At 46.1% G+C, this 22,502-nt stretch carries 1 protein-coding gene (cut by a window edge); it reads left to right on the top strand.

The annotated features are described in order from the left end of the window. Positions 1 to 22,502, top strand: the 3' portion of a protein-coding gene (locus AL038_RS09610; protein ID WP_062152269.1) for an SdrD B-like domain-containing protein. It extends 5,131 nt beyond the left edge of the window; only the last 22,502 of its 27,633 coding nucleotides appear in the window; its start codon lies off the left edge, out of view; its stop codon occupies positions 22,500 to 22,502.

Below are 22,502 nucleotides of genomic sequence, written 5' to 3'. Positions count from 1 at the left end.
CGCCCGGTGACACAATTACCATGCCTGCTGATGTTATCTACACCAGCATGGCGGGCAACGTTAGCAATACATCCAGTTACATTACAGGCACAACAGATACAGAACGGACAGGTACATTCACAACCACAGTCCAGCCAGATGATTATCACAATACAGCGCAAGATTCTCTGATGATTGCTTCCCCACAACCGGGTAAGCAAATCAACGATACTTCCGAAGCACATACAGGGGTTGATGCAAAAAATCCCGGTGACAGCACCACTGTACAACTTGCCATTGGTGAAATTGTTCGTTATGAACTGACCGTTGACCTCTCGGAAGCCAACTTAGTTGACTTCAAAATTGTTGATGATTTACCTGATGGTCTAGTGTTCTTAGACGGCTCAGTAAGACTCGCCATAACTAACGCTAACCCCAGTGGTAGTGGAGTTACTTTTTCAGATGCACTCATTGGTTCAGCATTAGGTAACTTTGTCGATTTTTCCGCTGGCGACACTAACCACGTCAGCTACGATACCGCTACCCATAAAGTCACGTTTGACCTGAAAAATATTAACAACCAAGAAACAGACGGTTCAGGTGGAACTAATAATGAAACCGTCACTATCATCTACAGCGCAATTGTTACTAATGCGACGGGTATTACACGTGGAACTGCTTTAGACAACTCCGCACAGGTTACTATTGGTGGTACACCACTTGGTACACCAGCAACGATTGGTGCAACTGTCGTAGAACCCAATGTTACTATCAATAAAGTTGTATCTTCTGCAAGTGCTGATGCAGGCGATGTTGTGACCTACACACTAACGGTTACTAACGATAACGATACTAATGGCGCAGATGCATTTGACCTCAACCTGACAGACATCATTCCAAGCTACCTGCGTTTTGATAATGCAACGGTCACAACCGCACCCAGCACAACACCGTCGCCAAATATCACCATTAGCCCCACTGGCGGTACTTTCCCTGATGCATCTGGTGAAACACTGACTATCACCGCTGACCGTTTAAATAAAAATGACAGCTTCACCATTACAATAACGGCTTCCGTTTTAAACACCATTCCACCCGAAACAACCGTAACTAATAACGCAACAATTACCTATACCAGCTTACCTGGTAGCGGTACGCCTAACGGCTCCGGTGATAACAACACACGAGAAACCGCTGGTACAGCAGGGAGTTCTACAGGCGAACGCACAGGCACAGGCGGGGTTAATAGTTACACCGCAACGGATAGCGATGTTTTTACCTCACCAGCGGTAACAACGAGCAAAACGATTGTCAGTACCTCCGAAACACATACTGGTGTTGTGAGTGGCACAGAACGCGTTGCCATTGGCGAAATTATCCGTTATCGCATCGTTACCCAAATCCCTGAAGGGACAATAAACCTGATGACTATCCGTGATAACCTGCCAAATGGACTACAGTTTATCAATGATGGAACGGCAACCGTTGCATTTGTAGCAAATGGGACGGGAATCACCTCCTCCGTTGTAACGGGTGCAAGTATCACAGGCAACAGTGGTGCAGTTACACCAACAACGGCTTTAATTAATCTTGCGGTTTCCAGTGCAACAAATGGCAATGTGGATACCTACAATTCTGGTACAGATACCTATTTTCGTGTAGGTGATGTGGTTAATAGTGACAATGATGCAGACAATGAATATGTTGTTATCGAATTTAATGCGTTAGTTGTCAACGAAACAGCCAACCAAGCGGGTACAAGTCTTAGCAACTCAGTCGCTGTTTATCGAGATATTGATGGTAATGGTTTGATAAATACAGGAACAGAATCACCTATAGCAACCTCCGGGAATATTATCGTCAGAGTTGCTGAACCCAGTATAGCTATTACCAAAACCGCAACACCGACAGCGGGCGATGCCGACGATACCATCACCTACACCATCACGGTTACAAATAATTCATCAGGCAATAACAGTGCGGCTGCATTTGATATTAACGTATTAGATGACCTAAACGCCTTAGATGCGGGTGCGCATAGCATCCAAAGTATTACACCCAATGTTGGCGGTACAGGGGCAAACCTAACCGATGCCAGCACTGGCAACATCATGAATTACACGATTGACCGCCTAGACCCCAGTGAATCCGTCACTTTTACCGTTACCGCCAAATTAACCAGCAGTGTTACACCTGCTCAAGTTGTTGACAACAAAGCAACCGTTACCTATACCAGCCTACCCAATACAGGCACAACCAGTAATCCGACAGGTTCAAACACACCCGGTGCAAGTGGTGCTAGCAATGGTGAACGGAATGGCGCAGATGGCAGTGGTGGTGTACTTAACGACTATGCGAACAACGCCAGTAGCACCGTTACGATTTACACCAACAACGTCTCAGGCTTTGTGTACAGCGATATTAACAACGATGGCATTTTTGATGCGGACGGGGCGGACAATATTGCAGGAAATGATGATGATGAAACACCTATTCAAGGCGTTAGCATTGCACTGAACGGCATAGACCATCTTGGAAATACCATAACCCTGACCACAACAACCAATACGTCAGGGCAATACCAATTTACAGGCTTACGTCCCAGCGACGCAGCGGGTTACACCATTACCGAAACCCAACCCGTTGCTTATGCCGATGGACAAGAAAAAATAGGCACAGGTGGGACAATTACCATTCCTGCGGCAACCAATGACATAATCAACGTAGTCATTCCCGAAGGCACAAGTACCAACTCCACCAGCAACAACTTCTTTGAAATACCTGCCCAACTAGGCGACAAAGTCTGGCGCGATTACAACGCAGACGGTATTCAAGACGCTGGAGAACCCGGTGTTGCGGGTTTAACGGTCAATCTACTCGACAGCAGCAACACTATTATCAAAACCGTCACAACCGACACCAATGGCAACTACCGTTTTTACAACCTCCTTGCAGGTGATTATCGCGTTGAATTTACTGGCGTAGGCTCAGGAACACTCACAGATAGCGCATTTGTAACCGCCAACGAACCAACCGCTACTGAAGCCACCGACAGCGACGTAACAGGTAACACAGGTGCAGGCAGAACCGACTTAATCACGCTCACTGCGGGCGAAAATAATCCAGATATTGATGCAGGTATTCGCTGGACAGGCAGTATTGGCGACTACGTCTGGCTAGACAATAATGGCGACAACGTCCAAAGCACAGGTGACACCCCCCTAGAAGGGGTAACAGTTAATCTTTACGACAACACCAACACACTGATTACCAGTAAAATAACCGATAGTAGCGGTCACTACATCTTTGAAAACCTTGCTGCAGGCAACTACAAAGTTGAAGTTATTCCGCTAGCAAGCATGGGATTTGTCACCCAAAGTGCGGGCGGTAATACAACCCTAGACAGCGATGTTGACGCAACAGGCATTACCAATGTCACCACCACCTTTGCAAACCTCAATCGCACAGACATTGATGCAGGCCTAAAATTCAGTGGAACAGGCAGTATTGGTAATTTCGTCTTCATCGATGCCAACGCCAACGGCGTACAAGATGCAGGTGAAATCGGTATTAGCGGTGCAACCGTCAAACTGTTTGACAATGCAGGCGTACTACTAACCACCACCACCACCGACACAACGGGTTCATACCTATTCAATAATCTTGTTGCAGGTAACTACAAGGTTCAAATCAGCAATGTACCCGCAAGCTTAGTGCCAACCACTGCCAACGTAGGGAGTGATGACACACTAGACAGCGACATAGACAACGCAGGTAATATCAACACGGTTAGCCTAGCCTCAGGTGAAAATAAACTCGATGTTGATGCGGGCTATGTTTACACAGGCACAGGCAGCATTGGCGACCGTGTGTGGCTAGACTCCAATGCAGACGGCATTCAAGATGCAGGCGAAACAAGCGTTGCAAATGTCACCGTACAACTCTACGACAGCACAGGCACAACCCTACTTGCCAGCATCAACACCGACAGCAGTGGCAACTACCTCTTTGACAATCTCAGTGCAGGCACATACACCGTCAAAGTGATTGCCCCGACAGGTAGAGGCTTCACAACCGCCAATGTGGGTGGAGATGACAACCTAGACAGCGATGCAGACAACTCAGGCATGATTTCCAGCATTGCACTTACCACAGGACAAGACCGCACCGATGTTGACGCAGGTCTAACCCTCAACGGTACAGGCAGCATAGGCGATTTCATCTTTATCGATGCCAACGCCAACGGCGTACAAGACGCAGGCGAAATTGGTATTGCAGGTGCAACCGTCACCCTCTTAGACAACAGCAACAACCCCTTAGCGACGGTATTGACAGGCAGCAACGGCGAATACGTTTTCAACGGTCTAGCAGCGGGCGATTACAAAATCCAAGTGAGCGGTGTTTCAGCCAGCCTCACCCCAACTGGCAAAGACTCAGCAAGTGGAAACGACGCAACCGACAGCGATATAAACCCAACAAACATCAGCGACACCATCACCTTAACGGCGGGTCAAAACAACCAAACAGTTGATGCGGGCTATGTTTACACAGGCACAGGCAGCATTGGCGACCGTGTGTGGCTAGACTCCAATGCAGACGGCATTCAAGATGCAGGCGAAACAAGCGTTGCAAATGTCACCGTACAACTCTACGACAGCACAGGCACAACCCTACTTGCCAGCATCAACACCGACAGCAACGGCAACTACCTCTTTGACAATCTCAGTGCAGGCACATACACCGTCAAAGTGATTGCCCCGACAGGTAGAGGCTTCACAACCGCCAATGTGGGTGGAAATGACAACCTAGACAGCGATGCAGACAACTCAGGCGTGATTTCCAGCATTGCACTTACCACAGGACAAGACCGCACCGATGTTGACGCAGGTCTAACCCTCAACGGTACAGGTAGCATAGGCGATTTCATCTTTATCGATGCCAACGCCAACGGCGTACAAGACGCAGGCGAAATTGGAATTAGCGGTGCAACCGTCACCCTCTTAGACAACAGCAACAACCCCTTAGCGACGGTATTGACAGGCAGCAACGGCGAATACGTTTTCAACGGTCTAGCAGCGGGCGATTACAAAATCCAAGTGAGCGGTGTTTCAGCCAGCCTCACCCCAACTGGCAAAGACTCAGCAAGTGGAAACGACGCAACCGACAGCGATATAAACCCAACAAACATCAGCGACACCATCACCTTAACGGCGGGTCAAAACAACCAAACAGTTGATGCGGGCTATGTTTACACAGGCACAGGCAGCATTGGCGACCGTGTGTGGCTAGACTCCAATGCAGACGGCATTCAAGATGCGGGCGAAACAAGCGTTGCAAATGTCACCGTACAACTCTACGACAGCACAGGCACAACCCTACTTGCCAGCATCAACACCGACAGCAGTGGCAACTACCTCTTTGACAATCTCAGTGCAGGCACATACACCGTCAAAGTAATTGCCCCGACAGGTAGAGGCTTCACAACCGCCAATGTGGGTGGAAATGACAACCTAGACAGCGATGCAGACAACTCAGGCGTGATTTCCAGCATTGCACTTACCACAGGACAAGACCGCACCGATGTTGACGCAGGTCTAACCCTCAACGGTACAGGTAGCATAGGCGATTTCATCTTTATCGATGCCAACGCCAACGGCGTACAAGACGCAGGCGAAATTGGTATTAGCGGTGCAACCGTCACCCTCTTAGACAACAGCAACAACCCCTTAGCGACGGTATTGACAGGCAGCAACGGCGAATACGTTTTCAACGGTCTAGCAGCGGGCGATTACAAAATCCAAGTGAGCGGTGTTTCAGCCAGCCTCACCCCGACCAGCAAAGACTCAGCAAGTGGAAACGACGCAACCGACAGCGATATAAACCCAACAAACATCAGCGACACCATCACCTTAACGGCGGGTCAAAACAACCAAACAGTTGATGCGGGTTACGTTTACACAGGCACAGGCAGCATTGGCGACCGTATATGGCTAGACTCCAATGCAGACGGCATTCAAGATGCGGGCGAAACAAGCGTTGCAAATGTCACCGTACAACTCTACGACAGCACAGGCACAACCCTACTTGCCAGCATCAACACCGACAGCAGTGGCAACTACCTCTTTGACAATCTCAGTGCAGGCACATACACCGTCAAAGTGATTGCCCCGACAGGTAGAGGCTTCACAACCGCCAATGTGGGTGGAAATGACAACCTAGACAGCGATGCGGACAACTCAGGCGTGATTTCCAGCATTGCACTTACCACAGGACAAGACCGCACCGATGTTGACGCAGGGCTAACCCTCAACGGTACAGGTAGCATAGGCGATTTCATCTTTATCGATGCCAACGCCAACGGCGTACAAGACGCAGGCGAAATTGGAATTAGCGGTGCAACCGTCACCCTCTTAGACAACAGCAACAACCCCTTAGCGACGGTATTGACAGGCAGCAACGGCGAATACGTTTTCAACGGTCTAGCAGCGGGCGATTACAAAATCCAAGTGAGCGGTGTTTCAGCCAGCCTCACCCCGACCAGCAAAGACGCAGCAAGTGGAAACGACGCAACCGACAGCGATATAAACCCAACAAACATCAGCGACACCATCACCTTAACGGCGGGTCAAAACAACCAAACAGTTGATGCGGGCTATGTTTACACAGGCACAGGCAGCATTGGCGACCGTGTGTGGCTAGATTATGATGCGGATGGTATTCAGGATGCGACGGAAACAGCGGGTGTGCCTAATGTCAACGTTAGTTTGTATGACAGTACAGGCACGACGCTATTGGCAAGTGTGGATACGGATGCCAATGGTAATTATTTGTTTAATAAATTAATTGCGGGCAATTACATCGTTAAAGTCACTAAACCTGCAACGATGAATATTTCCTCTGCGAATCAAGGTGCTGATGATGCACTGGATAGTGATGTGGACACTAGCACAGGGAAAACGGCAACGATTGCCTTGTCCACTGGTACGGATATAACCAATGTTGATATTGGTTTGCAATATCCTGAGAGCATTAGCGGAACAGTGTTTCATGATTTGAATGATGATGGGGTTATTGATGCGGGTGAAACGGGTATTGCAGGGGTTGGTCTCACGCTGAAGGATGCTGGCGGTACAACGATTGCGACTACAGTTACGGATAGTAATGGTCAATATTTCTTTGCGATCAATGCGGGCAGTTCTTATACGATTGTGGAAACGCAGGCAACGGGATATTTAGACGGTAAGGATTCCGCAGGCTCTAATGGTGGCGATGACAGCACGGTTAATGATGAAATCAGCACTATTACTATTGGTTCGGGTGATAACGCAACAGGTTATAACTTTGGTGAAGTGTTAGCGAGTACTGTATCGGGTTATGTCTATGAAGATGATAATAATGATGGCGTAAAAGATACTGGTGAAGCCCCGATTGAAAATATTACGATTACTTTGACGGGAACAGATGATTTAGGGAATGCCGTTTCTAAAACCACGACAACAGATGCAACTGGTTATTATGAATTTGCGAATTTACGCCCTAGTGACGCAACGGGTTATATTTTAACTCAAACACATCCAAGTGCTTATATAGATGGTAAGGATACGGCAGGAACGCCGTTTGGTGGTGCTTCTTCAGAAACGCCAACGGTGCGTGATGATAAAATCACGGGGGTTGTCGTTAGTAATTCTTCAGGTACAACAGGCGTTAATTACAATTTTGGCGAGTTGAAGCAAACCAGTTTAAGTGGTTATGTGTATAACGATGTTGATAATGATGGTGTAAAAGACGCGACAGAATCAGGTATTGCGGGTGTTTCCGTGCGTTTAACAGGCACGGATGATGTGGGTAATACGGTTGATGTAACGGTTGCAACTGATGCGAATGGTCTTTATACCTTTGATGGGTTGCGTCCAAGCGATGCAACAGGCTACACCATTACGGAAACCCAGCCAAATGGCTTCGATGATGGTATTGATACTATCGGTTCACAGGGGGGGACGACCGGTAGCGATACCTTTAGCAGCTTGGTCTTAGTGGCGGGTACGGTTGGTACAGATAATAACTTTGGTGAGGTATTTAACCCTGTTTTAGAAAAAACGATTGTTGCTACTTCAGAAGCAGGGACAACGGGTAGTAACGCGACGATTGGGGAAATTGTTCGTTATCGCTTGGTTGCTGAAGTTTATGAAGGTGCTATGTCGAATTTGCAAATTCGGGAGAATCTGCCCGCTGGGTTGCAGTTCTTGAATGATGATACGACAACAGTTGCATTTGTCAGTACAAATATTAGTAATATCAATACTAGTGATACAACATTAAACGGGTTGACCGGTTTAAAAATCACGGGTGATGAAACCACGTTAAGCGGGATTACACTGACGGCTTTGTTGCCTGATGCAAATATTTCCACCAGTGTCAGTACGAACAGTGATGGTTATGCGTCGGGTACGGATATTTATTTTAAATTTGGCACGCTGACAAATAGTAATCTCAATAGTAATAAAGAGTTTGTGGTTATTGAGTTTAATGCGCTGGTTTTGAATGAGACAGGTAATCAAGCAGGGAATACGTTAGACAATACGTTTACATTAACGTATGACCAAAATGCAGACAGCACGCCAGATGACAGTAAAACATCAGATTTAACAAGCGTAACGGTAGTTGAGCCTGAAATCAGTAACTTAACTAAAACGATTAAATCTAGTACTGCCACACCGCCTGATATAGGCGATACCATCGTTTACCAAATCACTTACAGCAACACGGGTACTGCATCTGCGTATGATGTCTTGCTCACAGACTTTTTAGATGATGCGGATAAAGTTTCGCCATTTGATGGGTCTTTAGAGTTAGTTGATGCCCGCGTTACAGCTTCCTCACCTGCGTTAAATTCGAGTGACATTACTATTAATGAAAACTTTACCGACAATAATGCAGAAGTTCTCATTTCTGAATTGGCAGTTGGACAAAGTGTTACGGTAGAAATTGAGGCGATTGTTAAAGCCGATACAAGCCCATCAACAGCGTTGGATAACGTTGCCGATATCAGCTACAGCAGTTTACCCAGCAGTGGCACAACCAGTAATCCAACAGGTTCAGATACACCAACAGGTAGCGGTACGCCAACAGGCGAGCGTGATGGTAGCAATGGTGTTGGTGGTTTAAACAATTACGTTGATAGCGATAGCGCACCGACAGAAACCAGCAGTAATGCCAACTCGCTAGGGGATTATGTGTGGTTTGATTTCGACGGCGACGGTGTTCAGGATGCCAATGAAAAAGGCATTCCGAATGTGACGGTAAATTTATATTGGGCGGGCGCAAATGATGTGCTAGACCCAGCGGATTTGGTCACGCCGTATAAAACCACGACAACAGATGCGAATGGCTTCTACAGTTTTACGGATTTACCGGCCAGTACGTTTAAAGTGGTGTTAGACAGTGCGGATTTAACCAGTTTAACCCCAACCATTGATTATGATGGTATTGCTACTGTTAATGAAGCGACGGTAACGCTTACGAATACAACAGATGAAGTGGCTGTTGACTTTGGTTATGTCGGTACAAACAGCATTGGTGATAAGGTCTTTTTAGACCTTGATGCGGATGGTGTAGAAGATGCCAGCGAAATAGGCTTGCCCAACGCAGAAATCACCCTGACATGGACATTTAACGGCGCAACCATTACGACAACAGCCACAACGGATAATGATGGTAAGTACTTGTTTGCGGGTTTGCCAGCAGGGACGGATTATAAGGCAACCGTTACGCCTAGCAGTGTCAGTGGTGCGAATTTAACCACGGCTGGTAATTTTGCCAATATTGTTTTAACAGATAACACAAATTATCTGACGGCTGATTTTGGTTTTGTTGGCACGGGTTCAATTGGTAATTATGTTTGGAATGATGGCAACGGTAATTCTCTCCAAGATGTAAACGAATTAGGTGCTGCAGGCATAAGCATCGATTTATACCTAGACCGCAATAATGATGGTTTATTGGATGCGGGTGATGTCAAAATTACCACGACAACAACTAATGCCAGTGGTATATATCAATTTAATCATCTGCCTGAAGGTAAATATTTGGTTGATGTGACGGACACATCAGGCTTACTAACGGGTTTTATCCTCACGGGTGGAACAGACCCGCAAGCCGTCACCTTGCCAGCTAATGGCAATATTGTATCGGTCGACTTTGGTTATCAACAACAAGCGGCAGTCATTGGGGATTATGTTTGGCACGATGTTGATGGTGATGGCGTACAAGATGTTACTGAAACGGGATTAGCAGGTGTACAGGTTGATTTGTACCGTGATACCAATAGCAACGGAGTGTTGGATATTGGCGATACATTAATTACCAGTCACATAACGGATGCAAATGGCTACTATCAATTTGCAGAGTTGACGGTTGGTCGCTATTTGGTCAACGTGGATGAATCTACCCTACCCACCGATTATAAAATTACTACGAATAACGAACCTTTTGTTGCGAATATTACAACACCAACACAAATTATCAGCACCGCTGATTTTGGTTATCGTGAACAAGTCAGTATTGGCGATTATGTGTGGTTAGACGCAAACGGTGATGGCATACAAGATGTGGGTGAAACAGGGCTTTCTAATGTCAGTCTTGCTTTATATAAAGACAATAATGGCGATGGCATTATTAACGGTTCAGACAGCGTACTAAAAACGGTCTTAACGGACGCAAACGGTGCGTATCTCTTCCGTAATTTAGATGTCGGTAGTTATGTTGTCAAAATCACCGATAGTTTTGGCGTACTTGCCGGGTTATCACAAACTTACGGTACAAATAGCTATGCGAAAACCCTCACTACGGGGGAAAACGACACCGCTGCTGATTTTGGCTTTAATGACCCCGCAACAGGCAGTATTGGCGATTATGTATGGAATGATGCTGATGGTGATGGTGTGCAAGATGTGGGTGAAACAGGCATTGATGGTGTAACCCTAGAACTGCACACAGCGGGGACAGATGGCTTATTTGGTACGGGTGATGATGTTGTCGTAGATACCACAACAACGGCTAGCGGTGGTGCGTATCACTTCACAGGCTTAACCAAAGGGACTTATCAAGTTGTCATTACTGACACAGCCAATGTCCTTAGTTCCTTTGCCCTTACAAAAGACCCTGATAGCATTGCTGATGAACAACACGCGCTTAGCCTAAACGTTGGACAAACCATTAATACAGTGGACTTTGGCTATCAACAACGCGATGCTCGCATTGGCGATTTAATTTGGAATGATACGAATGCCGATGGAATAGTTGATGGCGGTGAAGCGGGGATTGCGGGGGTTACCGTCACGCTATACCGCGATACAAATGGCAATGGCAGTCTTGATGCGGGTGATATAAGCCTTGCGGTCACAAGTACCGATACGAATGGTCTATATGAATTCAAAGGGCTGGCTGCGGGCAAATACTTAGTGGATGTTGATACCACAGGTATATTGCAGGGCGATACATTTACCAGCGGTAGCACCAAAGGTGCTGAACCGATGCCTGTTACCTTAACGGCAGGGCAAGACTTTACCGATGCAGATTTTGGCTATGATGACCCCCAAACCGCGAGTATTGGCGACCGTGTATGGAATGATACGGATGGTGATGGTGTACAAGATACGGGAGAAGTAGGATTAGCTAACGTGTCTGTAACATTACGTAATGCAGGTACTGATGGCATTTTTGGCACAGGGGATGACACCACCAGCACGACAACCACCGACACGTTAGGAAATTACAGCTTTACGGGCTTAGATGCAGGCAAATATCGTGTAGAAATGACTAACCCCAGCAGTGATTTGCCAAATTATGGGCAAACAGGTGACCCTGATGCGACCAAAGACCATCAGCATGAAATCACGTTAAATGCAGGGCAAACCGTTACAACAGCAGATTTTGGCTATCAATTACAAGCCAGTGTGATTGGTGACCGTGTTTGGAGTGATACCAACGGCGATGGTATTCAAGATGTCGGTGAGGTCGGCATTAATGGTGTAACTGTCACATTACTGCAAGATAACGATAACAATGGTACGTATGAAACCACCGTTGCAACTCAAATAACCAGCGGTGATGGTGATTATCAATTTACCCAACTGCCTGCGGGCAAATATCGTGTTGATGTCACCACCACAGGCGTGCTAGCTAGCTACGTCCAAACGGCTGACCCTGATGCAACCAAGAATAACAGTCATGCACTGATTTTAAACGCATCAGAAACTATCGACACAGTTGATTTTGGTTATCAACAACTTGCGCAAATTGGTGATACTGTTTGGAGTGATTTAGACAGTGACGGCACGCAAGATGTGGGTGAATCAGGCATTGCAGGTGTTACGGTTGCACTTTATAAAGATGTGAATAACGATGGTATATTCAATGCGGGTGACACACTAGTTACAACGCAAACCACCGATGCAAATGGAAATTACCATTTCTTAAAATTGGCGGCAGGTAGCTATTTAGTCACTGTTACCGATACCGCTAATGTGCTGGGTTTATACGCAGCAACCACCCCCGAAACCAAAGCCATTACAGTTAATGCAGGCGAAACCAATAACACGGCTGATTTTGGCTACGCTGACCCTAAAACAAGCAGTATAGGGGATACCGTGTGGAATGATGCCAACGGTGATGGTGTGCAAGACACCGGCGAAGTTGGGATTAATGGCGTAACCGTTACCCTAAAAACGGCTGGAACAGATGGTGTGTTAGGCACAGCGGATGATGTTACGGTTGATACACAGATAACGGATAGTACAGGTCATTACAGCTTTGACAATCTGCCTGTAGGACAATATCAAGTTGTCATCACCCCGCCAACAGGTTTTACCCAAACAGGTGACCCTGATGCGACCAAAGACCATAAAAACACAGTAACGTTGACCGCAGGACAAACCGTCACAACTGCCGACTTTGGCTATCAACAAAGTGATGCCAGCATTGGGGATTTGGTGTGGCACGATGCGGATGGTGACGGCACTAAAGATGTGGGCGAAGTCGGCATTGATGGTGTAACCGTCGCCTTATATAAAGACGTGAACAATAATGGCGTGTTAGATGCGGGCATCGACACAGTGCTGGATACCCAAACCACGACAGGGGGCGGGGCATATCTGTTTGATAATTTAACCGCTGATAACTATTTAGTTGCTGTTACTGACACGGCAAATGTACTGTACAACTATCAATCCATTAATGGCGGTCAAGCCATGGCAAGCCCACACGCAGTTGCATTAACTGCGGGTGAAAATGTGGATACGGTCGATTTTGCTTATCAACGCTACGCCAGTATTGGCGATTATCTCTGGTTAGATGATGGTGATGGTGTACAAGAAACCAATGAATTTGGAACAACAGGGAATTATGGCTTAGCGGGTGTCACCATTAACTTATACAGTGATGATGATAGCAGCGGCACGTTGACCTTTGGCGATGCGCTGATTGCAACCACTACCACCGACATTAATGGATACTACGACTTTACCAAACTATCCGCAGGCACATACGTTGTCAGCGTGACAGACACAAATAACGCCTTAACAGGATTGATTGCATCAACACCACAAACAAAAACCGTTACTGTCACATCAGGTCAAGATTATAACGATGCTGACTACCCCTACACCGACCCACAAACGGCCAGTATTGGCGACTATGTGTGGGAAGATAAAAATGGCAATGGGATTGCCGAGTCAGGCGAATTAGGGCTTGAAGGCGTTACAGTCAATCTTTACCGCGATAATAATGCCAATGGTGTTTATGATGCGAGCGATAGCTTAGTCTCGACCACCACAACAGACCCCTTAGGACATTACAACTTTACCAAGTTACCAACAGGCAGTTACCTCGTTGATGTAAATGCAGGTGTGCCAAGTGGTTATGTCTTAACAGGTGGAACAGACCCGCATCCTGTCACCCTCGCGCCCGCACAAACCTATATTGATGCTGACTTTGGCTATCAACGCCAAACAGCAAGTATTGGTGATTTAGTCTGGCAAGATACCAACAGCAACGGCGTGTTAGACGGCAGTGAAACAGGTATTGCAGGTGTTACCCTCAGCTTATACCGTGATAGTAATAACAACGGTATAAAAGACAGTGGCGATACATTAATCACAGCGACAACAACGGATACCACAGGACATTACAGCTTTAACAACTTACCTGCTGGACAATACTTTGTTGATGTGACGGATACAGGAAGCAAACTCAATAGTTACAGTTCCACCACGCATAATGACCCCTTATTAGTCAGCTTGGCAGAAAACCAAACCTATCTGCTCGCTGATTTTGGCTACCAGTACAACGCAACTCCCATCGCACAAGGCGCAGTGGGTGACCAACTATGGTTAGACAACGACGGTGATGGCGTATTTGATGCGGGTGAACCTGTCTTAGCAAATGTTGGTATTACCTTACGTGAAGCAGGTGCTGATGGCGTGTTAGGTACAGCCGATGATGTGTTACGCACGACGACAACCAATAGCGCAGGACAATATCAATTTACAGGGTTACCAACAGGCTTATACCGTGTAGAAGTCAACACCAGCCAACTTCCCACAGGCGTGAGTACAACAACCCCCAATAGCAGCGACCCCTTCTTATTAAACAATATCCAAAGCAAGCAAGATGTCGACTTTGGTTATCGGGGAAACAGCGCGCTAGGCGATTATGTCTGGCTTGATACGGATAAAGACGGTATTCAAGACGCGACAGAAGCAGGACTTGCAGGCGTTGCAGTACAAATTACATGGGCGGGTTTAGACGGCAATCTAGCCACCACCACCGACAATGTAATATTTAACACCGTTACCGATAGCACAGGACATTATAAAGTTGACCACTTGCCCGCAGGACAATATCAAGTCAGCCTAGGCGCAGGTCTGCCCACTGGTGCAAGCATTACCCAAGGTGCGCAATCCGTCGGTAGCACATCCGTAACCATTACACTACCCGCCAGCACCAACAAACTAGATGTTGATTTTGGAGTAACGACTACGACAGATAAAGGCAGCATTGGCGATACCGTCTGGCTAGATAATGATGGCGATGGCGTGGTTGATGCGGATGAATTACCACTCAGTGGCGTTACCGTCACACTCACAGGTGCAGGCACAGACGGCATACTCGGCACGGCCGATGATACCCATGTAACGACCACGACAGACAGCACAGGACACTATCTATTCAACAATTTACCGCCGAATAGCTATCAAGTCAGCGTCACAACCCCATCAGGGCTTACCCTAACAACCCCCAACAGCTTAAATCCTGTGAGCTTGGCAAAAGACCAAGTAATAGACACCATTGATTTTGGGTTTAAACCACAAAATACCGCCTCACTCGGCGACTATGTATGGATAGACAGCAATAACGATGGCTTACAAACAGCGGGTGAAACAGGCATTGCAGGTGTGACCATACAAGCCGTGTGGGCAGGTGCGGACGGCAATTTAAATACTACGGCTGACAACCTCATATTTACCACCACAACGGATAGTAACGGCCTGTATCATTTTGAAAACTTACCCGCCGGTGTTTATCAAGTCAGCGTTACAGGTGTTACCAATGATTTAAGCCCCTTTGCAGGCGGACAATCCATTGGCACAGGCACAAGTACCCTAACATTAGCCACAGGACAAACCCGTAACGATATTGACTTTGGCTATCGCCCTACACTAGGCAGCATTGGCGACACCGTCTGGAATGATATAGACCAAGACGGCATCCAAGACCTGAATGAAACAGGGGTTGCTGGTGTCACCGTTACCCTAACAAGTGCAGGTCAAGACGGCATTATTGGTACAGCCGACGATACCACTCAAACGGCAACAACCGACAGCAACGGACAATATCATTTCACAGATTTAAATACAGGCAATTACAGCGTAAACATTACACCACCAACAGGCAGTAATTTAACCACGCCTGCCACCGTCAATATTACCCTTGCGCCACAACAAAATATTGATACCGCAGACTTTGGCTTATACAGTCCAACCCCTATCGGCAGCATTGGCGATACCGTTTGGAACGACTTAGACCAAGACGGCATCCAAGACCCGAATGAAATAGGCGTTGCAGGGGTTAGCGTCACCTTAACCAGCGCGGGAAAAGATGGTGTTTATGGCACAACCGACGATATTAACCAAACCCTCATAACAGATAGCAATGGTCAATACCGTTTCACAAGTTTAGATGCGGGCAACTACACCGTTAGCATCACACCGCCAGCGGGGAGCAATTTAACAACACCGCCAAGTATTAGCCTCAATCTCACACCGCAACAACAAATTGATACGGCTGACTTTGGGCTACACAGCACAACAATCCAGCCCCCAACAGGACGGATTGGCGACACCGTATGGAACGACATTAATGGCGATGGCATACAAGACCCCAACGAAGCAGGATTAGCAGGAATCACCGTTAAACTCACCAACGCAGGTGCAGATGGCATTTTTGGAACAACAGATGACCTAAGCACCAGCACCACAACAGACAGCAATGGACATTATCAATTTGTCGGCTTAAATGCAGGTGAATACCAAGTATCACTCATTCCACCCACTGGCATGAGCATTACCACCCCTAGCCGTTTAAACCCATTTGGCTTAAGTCAAGGACAACAAATTGACACAGTGGACATTGGACTGACTGCCCCCAAAGGAACAGGCTCAATTGGCGATACCGTCTGGAATGATACCGACGGCGACGGCATCCAAGACCCCAATGAAACAGGTGTTGCAAACCAGCTCGTTACCCTAAAAGGAGCAGGACAAGATGGTATTTTTGGCACAGTTGACGACACCCTAACGACGACAACAACGGATAACAACGGTAAATACCTATTTGATAAAGTCAGCGCGGGATTGTATCAAGTCAGTATCACCCCCCCCAACGGCACAGCCTTAACCACCCCCAATAGCCTCAATGTGTTCACCCTAACAACAGGACAACACATTGAAACAATTGATTTCGGTTTATACAAACCACAAGGCAACAGCAGTGTTGGCGATACCGTTTGGAACGATATTAATGGCGACGGTGTACAAGACCCAAATGAAGCAGGTGTAACAGGTATTACCGTTACCCTCACGGGCGCGGGTAAAGATAACCTGTTTGGCACGGCTGACGATTTGGTGATGACCACAACAACCAACGGCGTAGGACAATACCAATTCACCAACCTAGAAGCAGGACAATATCAAGTCACGATAACCCCACCTTCGGGCATGTCAATTACAACACCTAATAGTGCTAATGCGTTTACTTTAGGGAAAAACCAACAAATCGACACCATAGACTTTGGTTTAAACAAACCAACAGGCACAGGCAAGATTGGCGACACCGTATGGGAAGACACCGATGGTGATGGCATACAAGACCCGAATGAAATAGGTGTTGGTGGCATTAGCGTGATTTTAACGGGTGCGGGTAAAGATGGCGTATTCGGCACGGCAGACGACACAAAAGCAACCACCATTACGGATGCAAAAGGTCAATATAATTTTGACAAGCTAGATGCTGGGCTTTACAAAGTCAGTATTGTGCCGCCCACAGATACCTTTGTTACCACGCCCAACAGCTACAATCCTGTTAATTTATCAACAAATCAAACTATTGATACGGTTGACTTTGGGCTAAATAAACCAAAGGGTAACAGCAGCATTGGCGATTACGTATGGAATGACAAAGACAAAGACGGTGTTCAAGATGCAGATGAAACACCCGTTGCGGGCTTAACTGTCACGCTAACAGGCGCAGGAAAAGATGGCGTATTTGGTACAGCGGATGATTTTACATTATCCACAGTGACCAATAGTAACGGTAAATACCTGTTTGATAACCTAGAAGCAGGCAATTACAAAGTAGCCATTACACCGCCAACAGGTTCAGAAGTCACAACACCAAATAGCTTTAATCCCGTCACACTCGCAAAAGACCAACATATCGACACAGTGGATTTTGGCTTATATAACCCCACAGGTTCAATTGGCGATTACGTGTGGAATGACAAAGACAAAGACGGTGTTCAAGATGCAGATGAAACACCCGTTGCGGGCTTAACTGTCACGCTAACAGGCGCAGGAAAAGATGGCGTATTTGGTACAGCGGATGATTTTACATTATCCACAGTGACCAATAGTAACGGTAAATACCTGTTTGATAACCTAGAAGCAGGCAATTACAAAGTAGCCATTACACCGCCAACAGGTTCAGAAGTCACAACACCAAATAGCTTTAATCCCGTCACACTCGCAAAAGACCAACATATCGACACAGTGGATTTTGGCTTATATAACCCCACAGGTTCAATTGGCGATTACGTGTGGAATGACAAAGACAAAGACGGTGTTCAAGATGCAGATGAAACCCCTGTTGCGGGCTTAACTGTGACTTTAACAGGTGCAGGAAAAGATGGCGTATTCGGTACGGCGGATGATTTTACGTTATCCACAACCACAGACAACAATGGTAAATACCTGTTTGATAACCTAGAAGCAGGCAATTACAAAGTCTCCATTACACCGCCAGCAGGTTCAGAAGTTACAACACCAAATAGCTTTAACCCTGTCACACTCGCAAAAGACCAACATATCGACACAGTGGACTTTGGCTTATATAACCCCAAAGGTTCAATTGGCGATTACGTATGGAATGACAAAGACAAAGACGGTGTTCAAGACGCAGATGAAACACCCGTTGCGGGCTTAACTGTCACGCTAACAGGCGCAGGAAAAGATGGCGTATTTGGTACAGCGGATGATTTTACATTATCCACAGTGACCAATAGTAACGGTAAATACCTGTTTGATAACCTAGAAGCAGGTAATTATAAGGTTTCCATTACACCACCAACAGGTTCAGAAGTCACAACACTGAATAGCTTTAACCCCGTCACACTCGCAAAAGACCAAGACATAAACACAGTGGACTTTGGTTTATATAACCCCACAGGTTCAATTGGCGATTACGTATGGAATGACAAAGACAAAGATGGTGTTCAAGACGCAGATGAAACCCCTGTTGCGGGCTTAACTGTGACTTTAACAGGTGCAGGAAAAGATGGCGTATTTGGTACGGCGGATGATTTTACGTTATCCACAACCACAGACAACAATGGTAAATACCTGTTTGATAACCTAGAAGCAGGCAATTACAAAGTAGCCATTACACCGCCAACAGGCTCAGAAGTCACAACGCCAAATAGCTTCAATCCCGTCACACTCGCAAAAGACCAAGACATAGATACGGTGGACTTTGGTTTATATAACCCCACAGGTTCAATTGGCGATTACGTGTGGAATGACAAAGACAAAGACGGTGTTCAAGATGCAGATGAAACCCCTGTTGCGGGCTTAACCGTCACGCTAACAGGTGCAGGAAAAGATGGCATATTCGGTACAGCGGATGATTTTACATTATCCACAACCACAGACAACAACGGTAAATACCTGTTTGATAACCTAGAAGCAGGTAATTACAAAGTAGCCATTACACCGCCAACAGGCTCAGAAGTCACAACGCCAAATAGCTTCAATCCCGTCACACTCGCAAAAGACCAAGACATAGATACAGTGGATTTTGGTTTATATAACCCCACAGGTTCAATTGGCGATTACGTGTGGAATGACAAAGACAAAGACGGTGTTCAAGACGCAGATGAAACACCCGTTGCGGGCTTAACTGTCACGCTAACAGGCGCAGGAAAAGATGGCGTATTTGGTACAGCGGATGATTTTACGTTATCCACAACCACAGACAGTAACGGTAAATACCTGTTTGATAACCTAGAAGCAGGCAATTACAAAGTAGCCATTACACCGCCAACAGGTTCAGAAGTCACAACACCAAATAGCTTTAACCCCGTCACACTCGCAAAAGACCAAGACATAGATACGGTGGACTTTGGTTTATATAACCCCAAAGGTTCAATTGGCGATTACGTGTGGAATGACAAAGACAAAGACGGTGTTCAAGACGCAGATGAAACCCCTGTTGCGGGCTTAACTGTGACTTTAACAGGTGCAGGAAAAGATGGCGTATTTGGTACGGCGGATGATTTTACGTTATCCACAACCACAGACAGTAACGGTAAATACCTGTTTGATAACCTAGAAGCAGGCAATTACAAAGTAACCATTACATCACCATTAGAAGTTACAACACCAAATAGCTTTAACCCTGTCACACTCGCAAAAGACCAACATATCGACACAGTGGACTTTGGTTTATATAACCCCATAGGTTCAATTGGCGATTACGTGTGGCTTGATGTGAATAATGATGGCGTACAAGATTTGGATGAACTTCCTGTTGCGGGCTTAACTGTGACTTTAACAGGTGCAGGAAAAGATGGTGTATTTGGTACGGCGGATGATTTTACGTTATCCACAACCACAGACAACAACGGTAAATACCTGTTTGATAACCTAGAAGCAGGTAATTACAAAGTAGCCATTACATCACCATTAGAAGTCACAACACCAAATAGCTTTAACCCTGTCACACTCGCAAAAGACCAACATATCGACACAGTGGACTTTGGTTTATATAACCCCACAGGTTCAATTGGCGATTACGTGTGGCTTGATGTGAATAATGATGGCGTACAAGATTTGGATGAACTTCCTGTTGCGGGCTTAGCTGTGACTTTAACAGGTGCAGGAAAAGATGGCGTATTTGGTACGGCGGATGATGTCACGTTATTCACAACCACAGACAACAACGGTAAATACCTGTTTGATAACCTAGAAGCAGGTAATTATAAGGTTTCCATTGTGCCTCCCGATGGCTTGAAAGTCACAACACCAAATAGCTTCAATCCCGTCACACTCGCAAAAGACCAAGACATAGACACGGTGGACTTTGGCTTGTACAGACCGCTTAGCGCAATTGGTGATTATGTCTGGCTTGATGCGAATAATGATGGCGTACAAGATTCGGATGAACTTCCCGTTGCGGGCTTAACCGTGACTTTAACAGGTGCGGGTCAAGATGGTGTATTCGGTACGGCGGATGATTTTACGTTATCCACAACCACAGACAGTAACGGTAAATACCTGTTTGATAACCTAGAAGCGGGTAATTACAAAGTTTCCATTGTGCCTCCTAATGGTTTGGAAGTCACAACGCCGAATAGTTTCAATCCTGTCAATTTGGGGTCTAACCAATTGATTGATACGGTTGACTTTGGCTTGTATCGTCCAAATATCAAAATTGGTGATTATATTTGGTTTGATGAAGACGGTGATGGCATCCAAGATCAGAATGAACACGGCATTGCAGGCGTAACCGTCAAACTTACATGGGGTGGCTTAGACAATAATCTTGATACGCTTGAGGATAATCAAACCTTTATCACCATTACCGATGAAAATGGTCATTATCAGTTTGAAAACTTGGAACTAGGACGTTATAAGATTGAAGTCATTGATGGAATTGATAACGGTAAGTTAAAAGGAATTGAAAAAGGTCAATCCATCGGTGTTGGTCAAACCACGCTAGATATTACTGAAGAACAACAAAACCACGATGAAGTGGACTTCGGTTATATCCGAAACGACGGTTCAACCACAGAAGAAGCCACGCTGTTGATTGAAAAAACCGATGGACGCGAGTTTATCGTGTCAGGACAAACAACAACTTATAGCATCACTATCAGCAATATTAGTGATGTCACGGCGGAACAGGTCATTATTACCGACTTCCTGCCTGACGGTAGCGTATTTATCAGTGCAAGCAATGGCGGAGAATTGAATGCAGATGGCAATATTGTATTTGATACCATGACTCTCACGGCTCATGCCGAGCAAACGGTGACAATTACATTATCAGCGCCTTCTACAGGCGCATCTTTAACCAATACGGCTATTGTCGAACTGGAAAATGGTGCAACTGCAGTTGCTACGGACACAAATCAGTTACGCAGTTATGAATATAGCGTCTTTACAAATCATAGAGGGTATGACGAAATACGTGGCGATAGAGAAGACACTAACTACTTCTACTTTAGACACAGTAATCTACAGTATTCATTGCCCCCTTTACCCATTTACCCAATTTATAGCGGTATGGTCGCACCGGGAACAACCTTAGAAATTATTCTCTACGGTGAAAATGGTTTAGAACTGGGTTCGCAAACCGTGATGGGTGATACGGGTGGTAACTGGTTGGCTTCCTTCCCTAGCATTATCCTGCATGATACGCCACATTCCATGCGTGTTGTTCAACTCAGTTCTTTGTATAACGATAATGCCATGAGCATTTTTGACGTGCGCACATTCTTTGTTCCCGCGCTGACACCGCAATTATTCTTTAGCCATGAGATGACCGTGTCTAAAGTCATTGAACTTAATCCCTCGCTCTTGCTAAAGGCCTTACATCAAGCCTATGCAAACCCATTGGCTATAAAATGGAATGATTTTGATAGTTATCAATTTGTTTCATCTTCTAGCACAACAACGCAAGCGAACTTCTAA

Source organism: Beggiatoa leptomitoformis, from assembly GCF_001305575.3.
Classification (GTDB): Bacteria; Pseudomonadota; Gammaproteobacteria; order Beggiatoales; family Beggiatoaceae; genus Beggiatoa; species Beggiatoa leptomitoformis.
The sequence above is the reverse complement of the archived record's forward strand: the minus strand, read 5'-3'. Positions and strand labels throughout refer to the sequence as shown.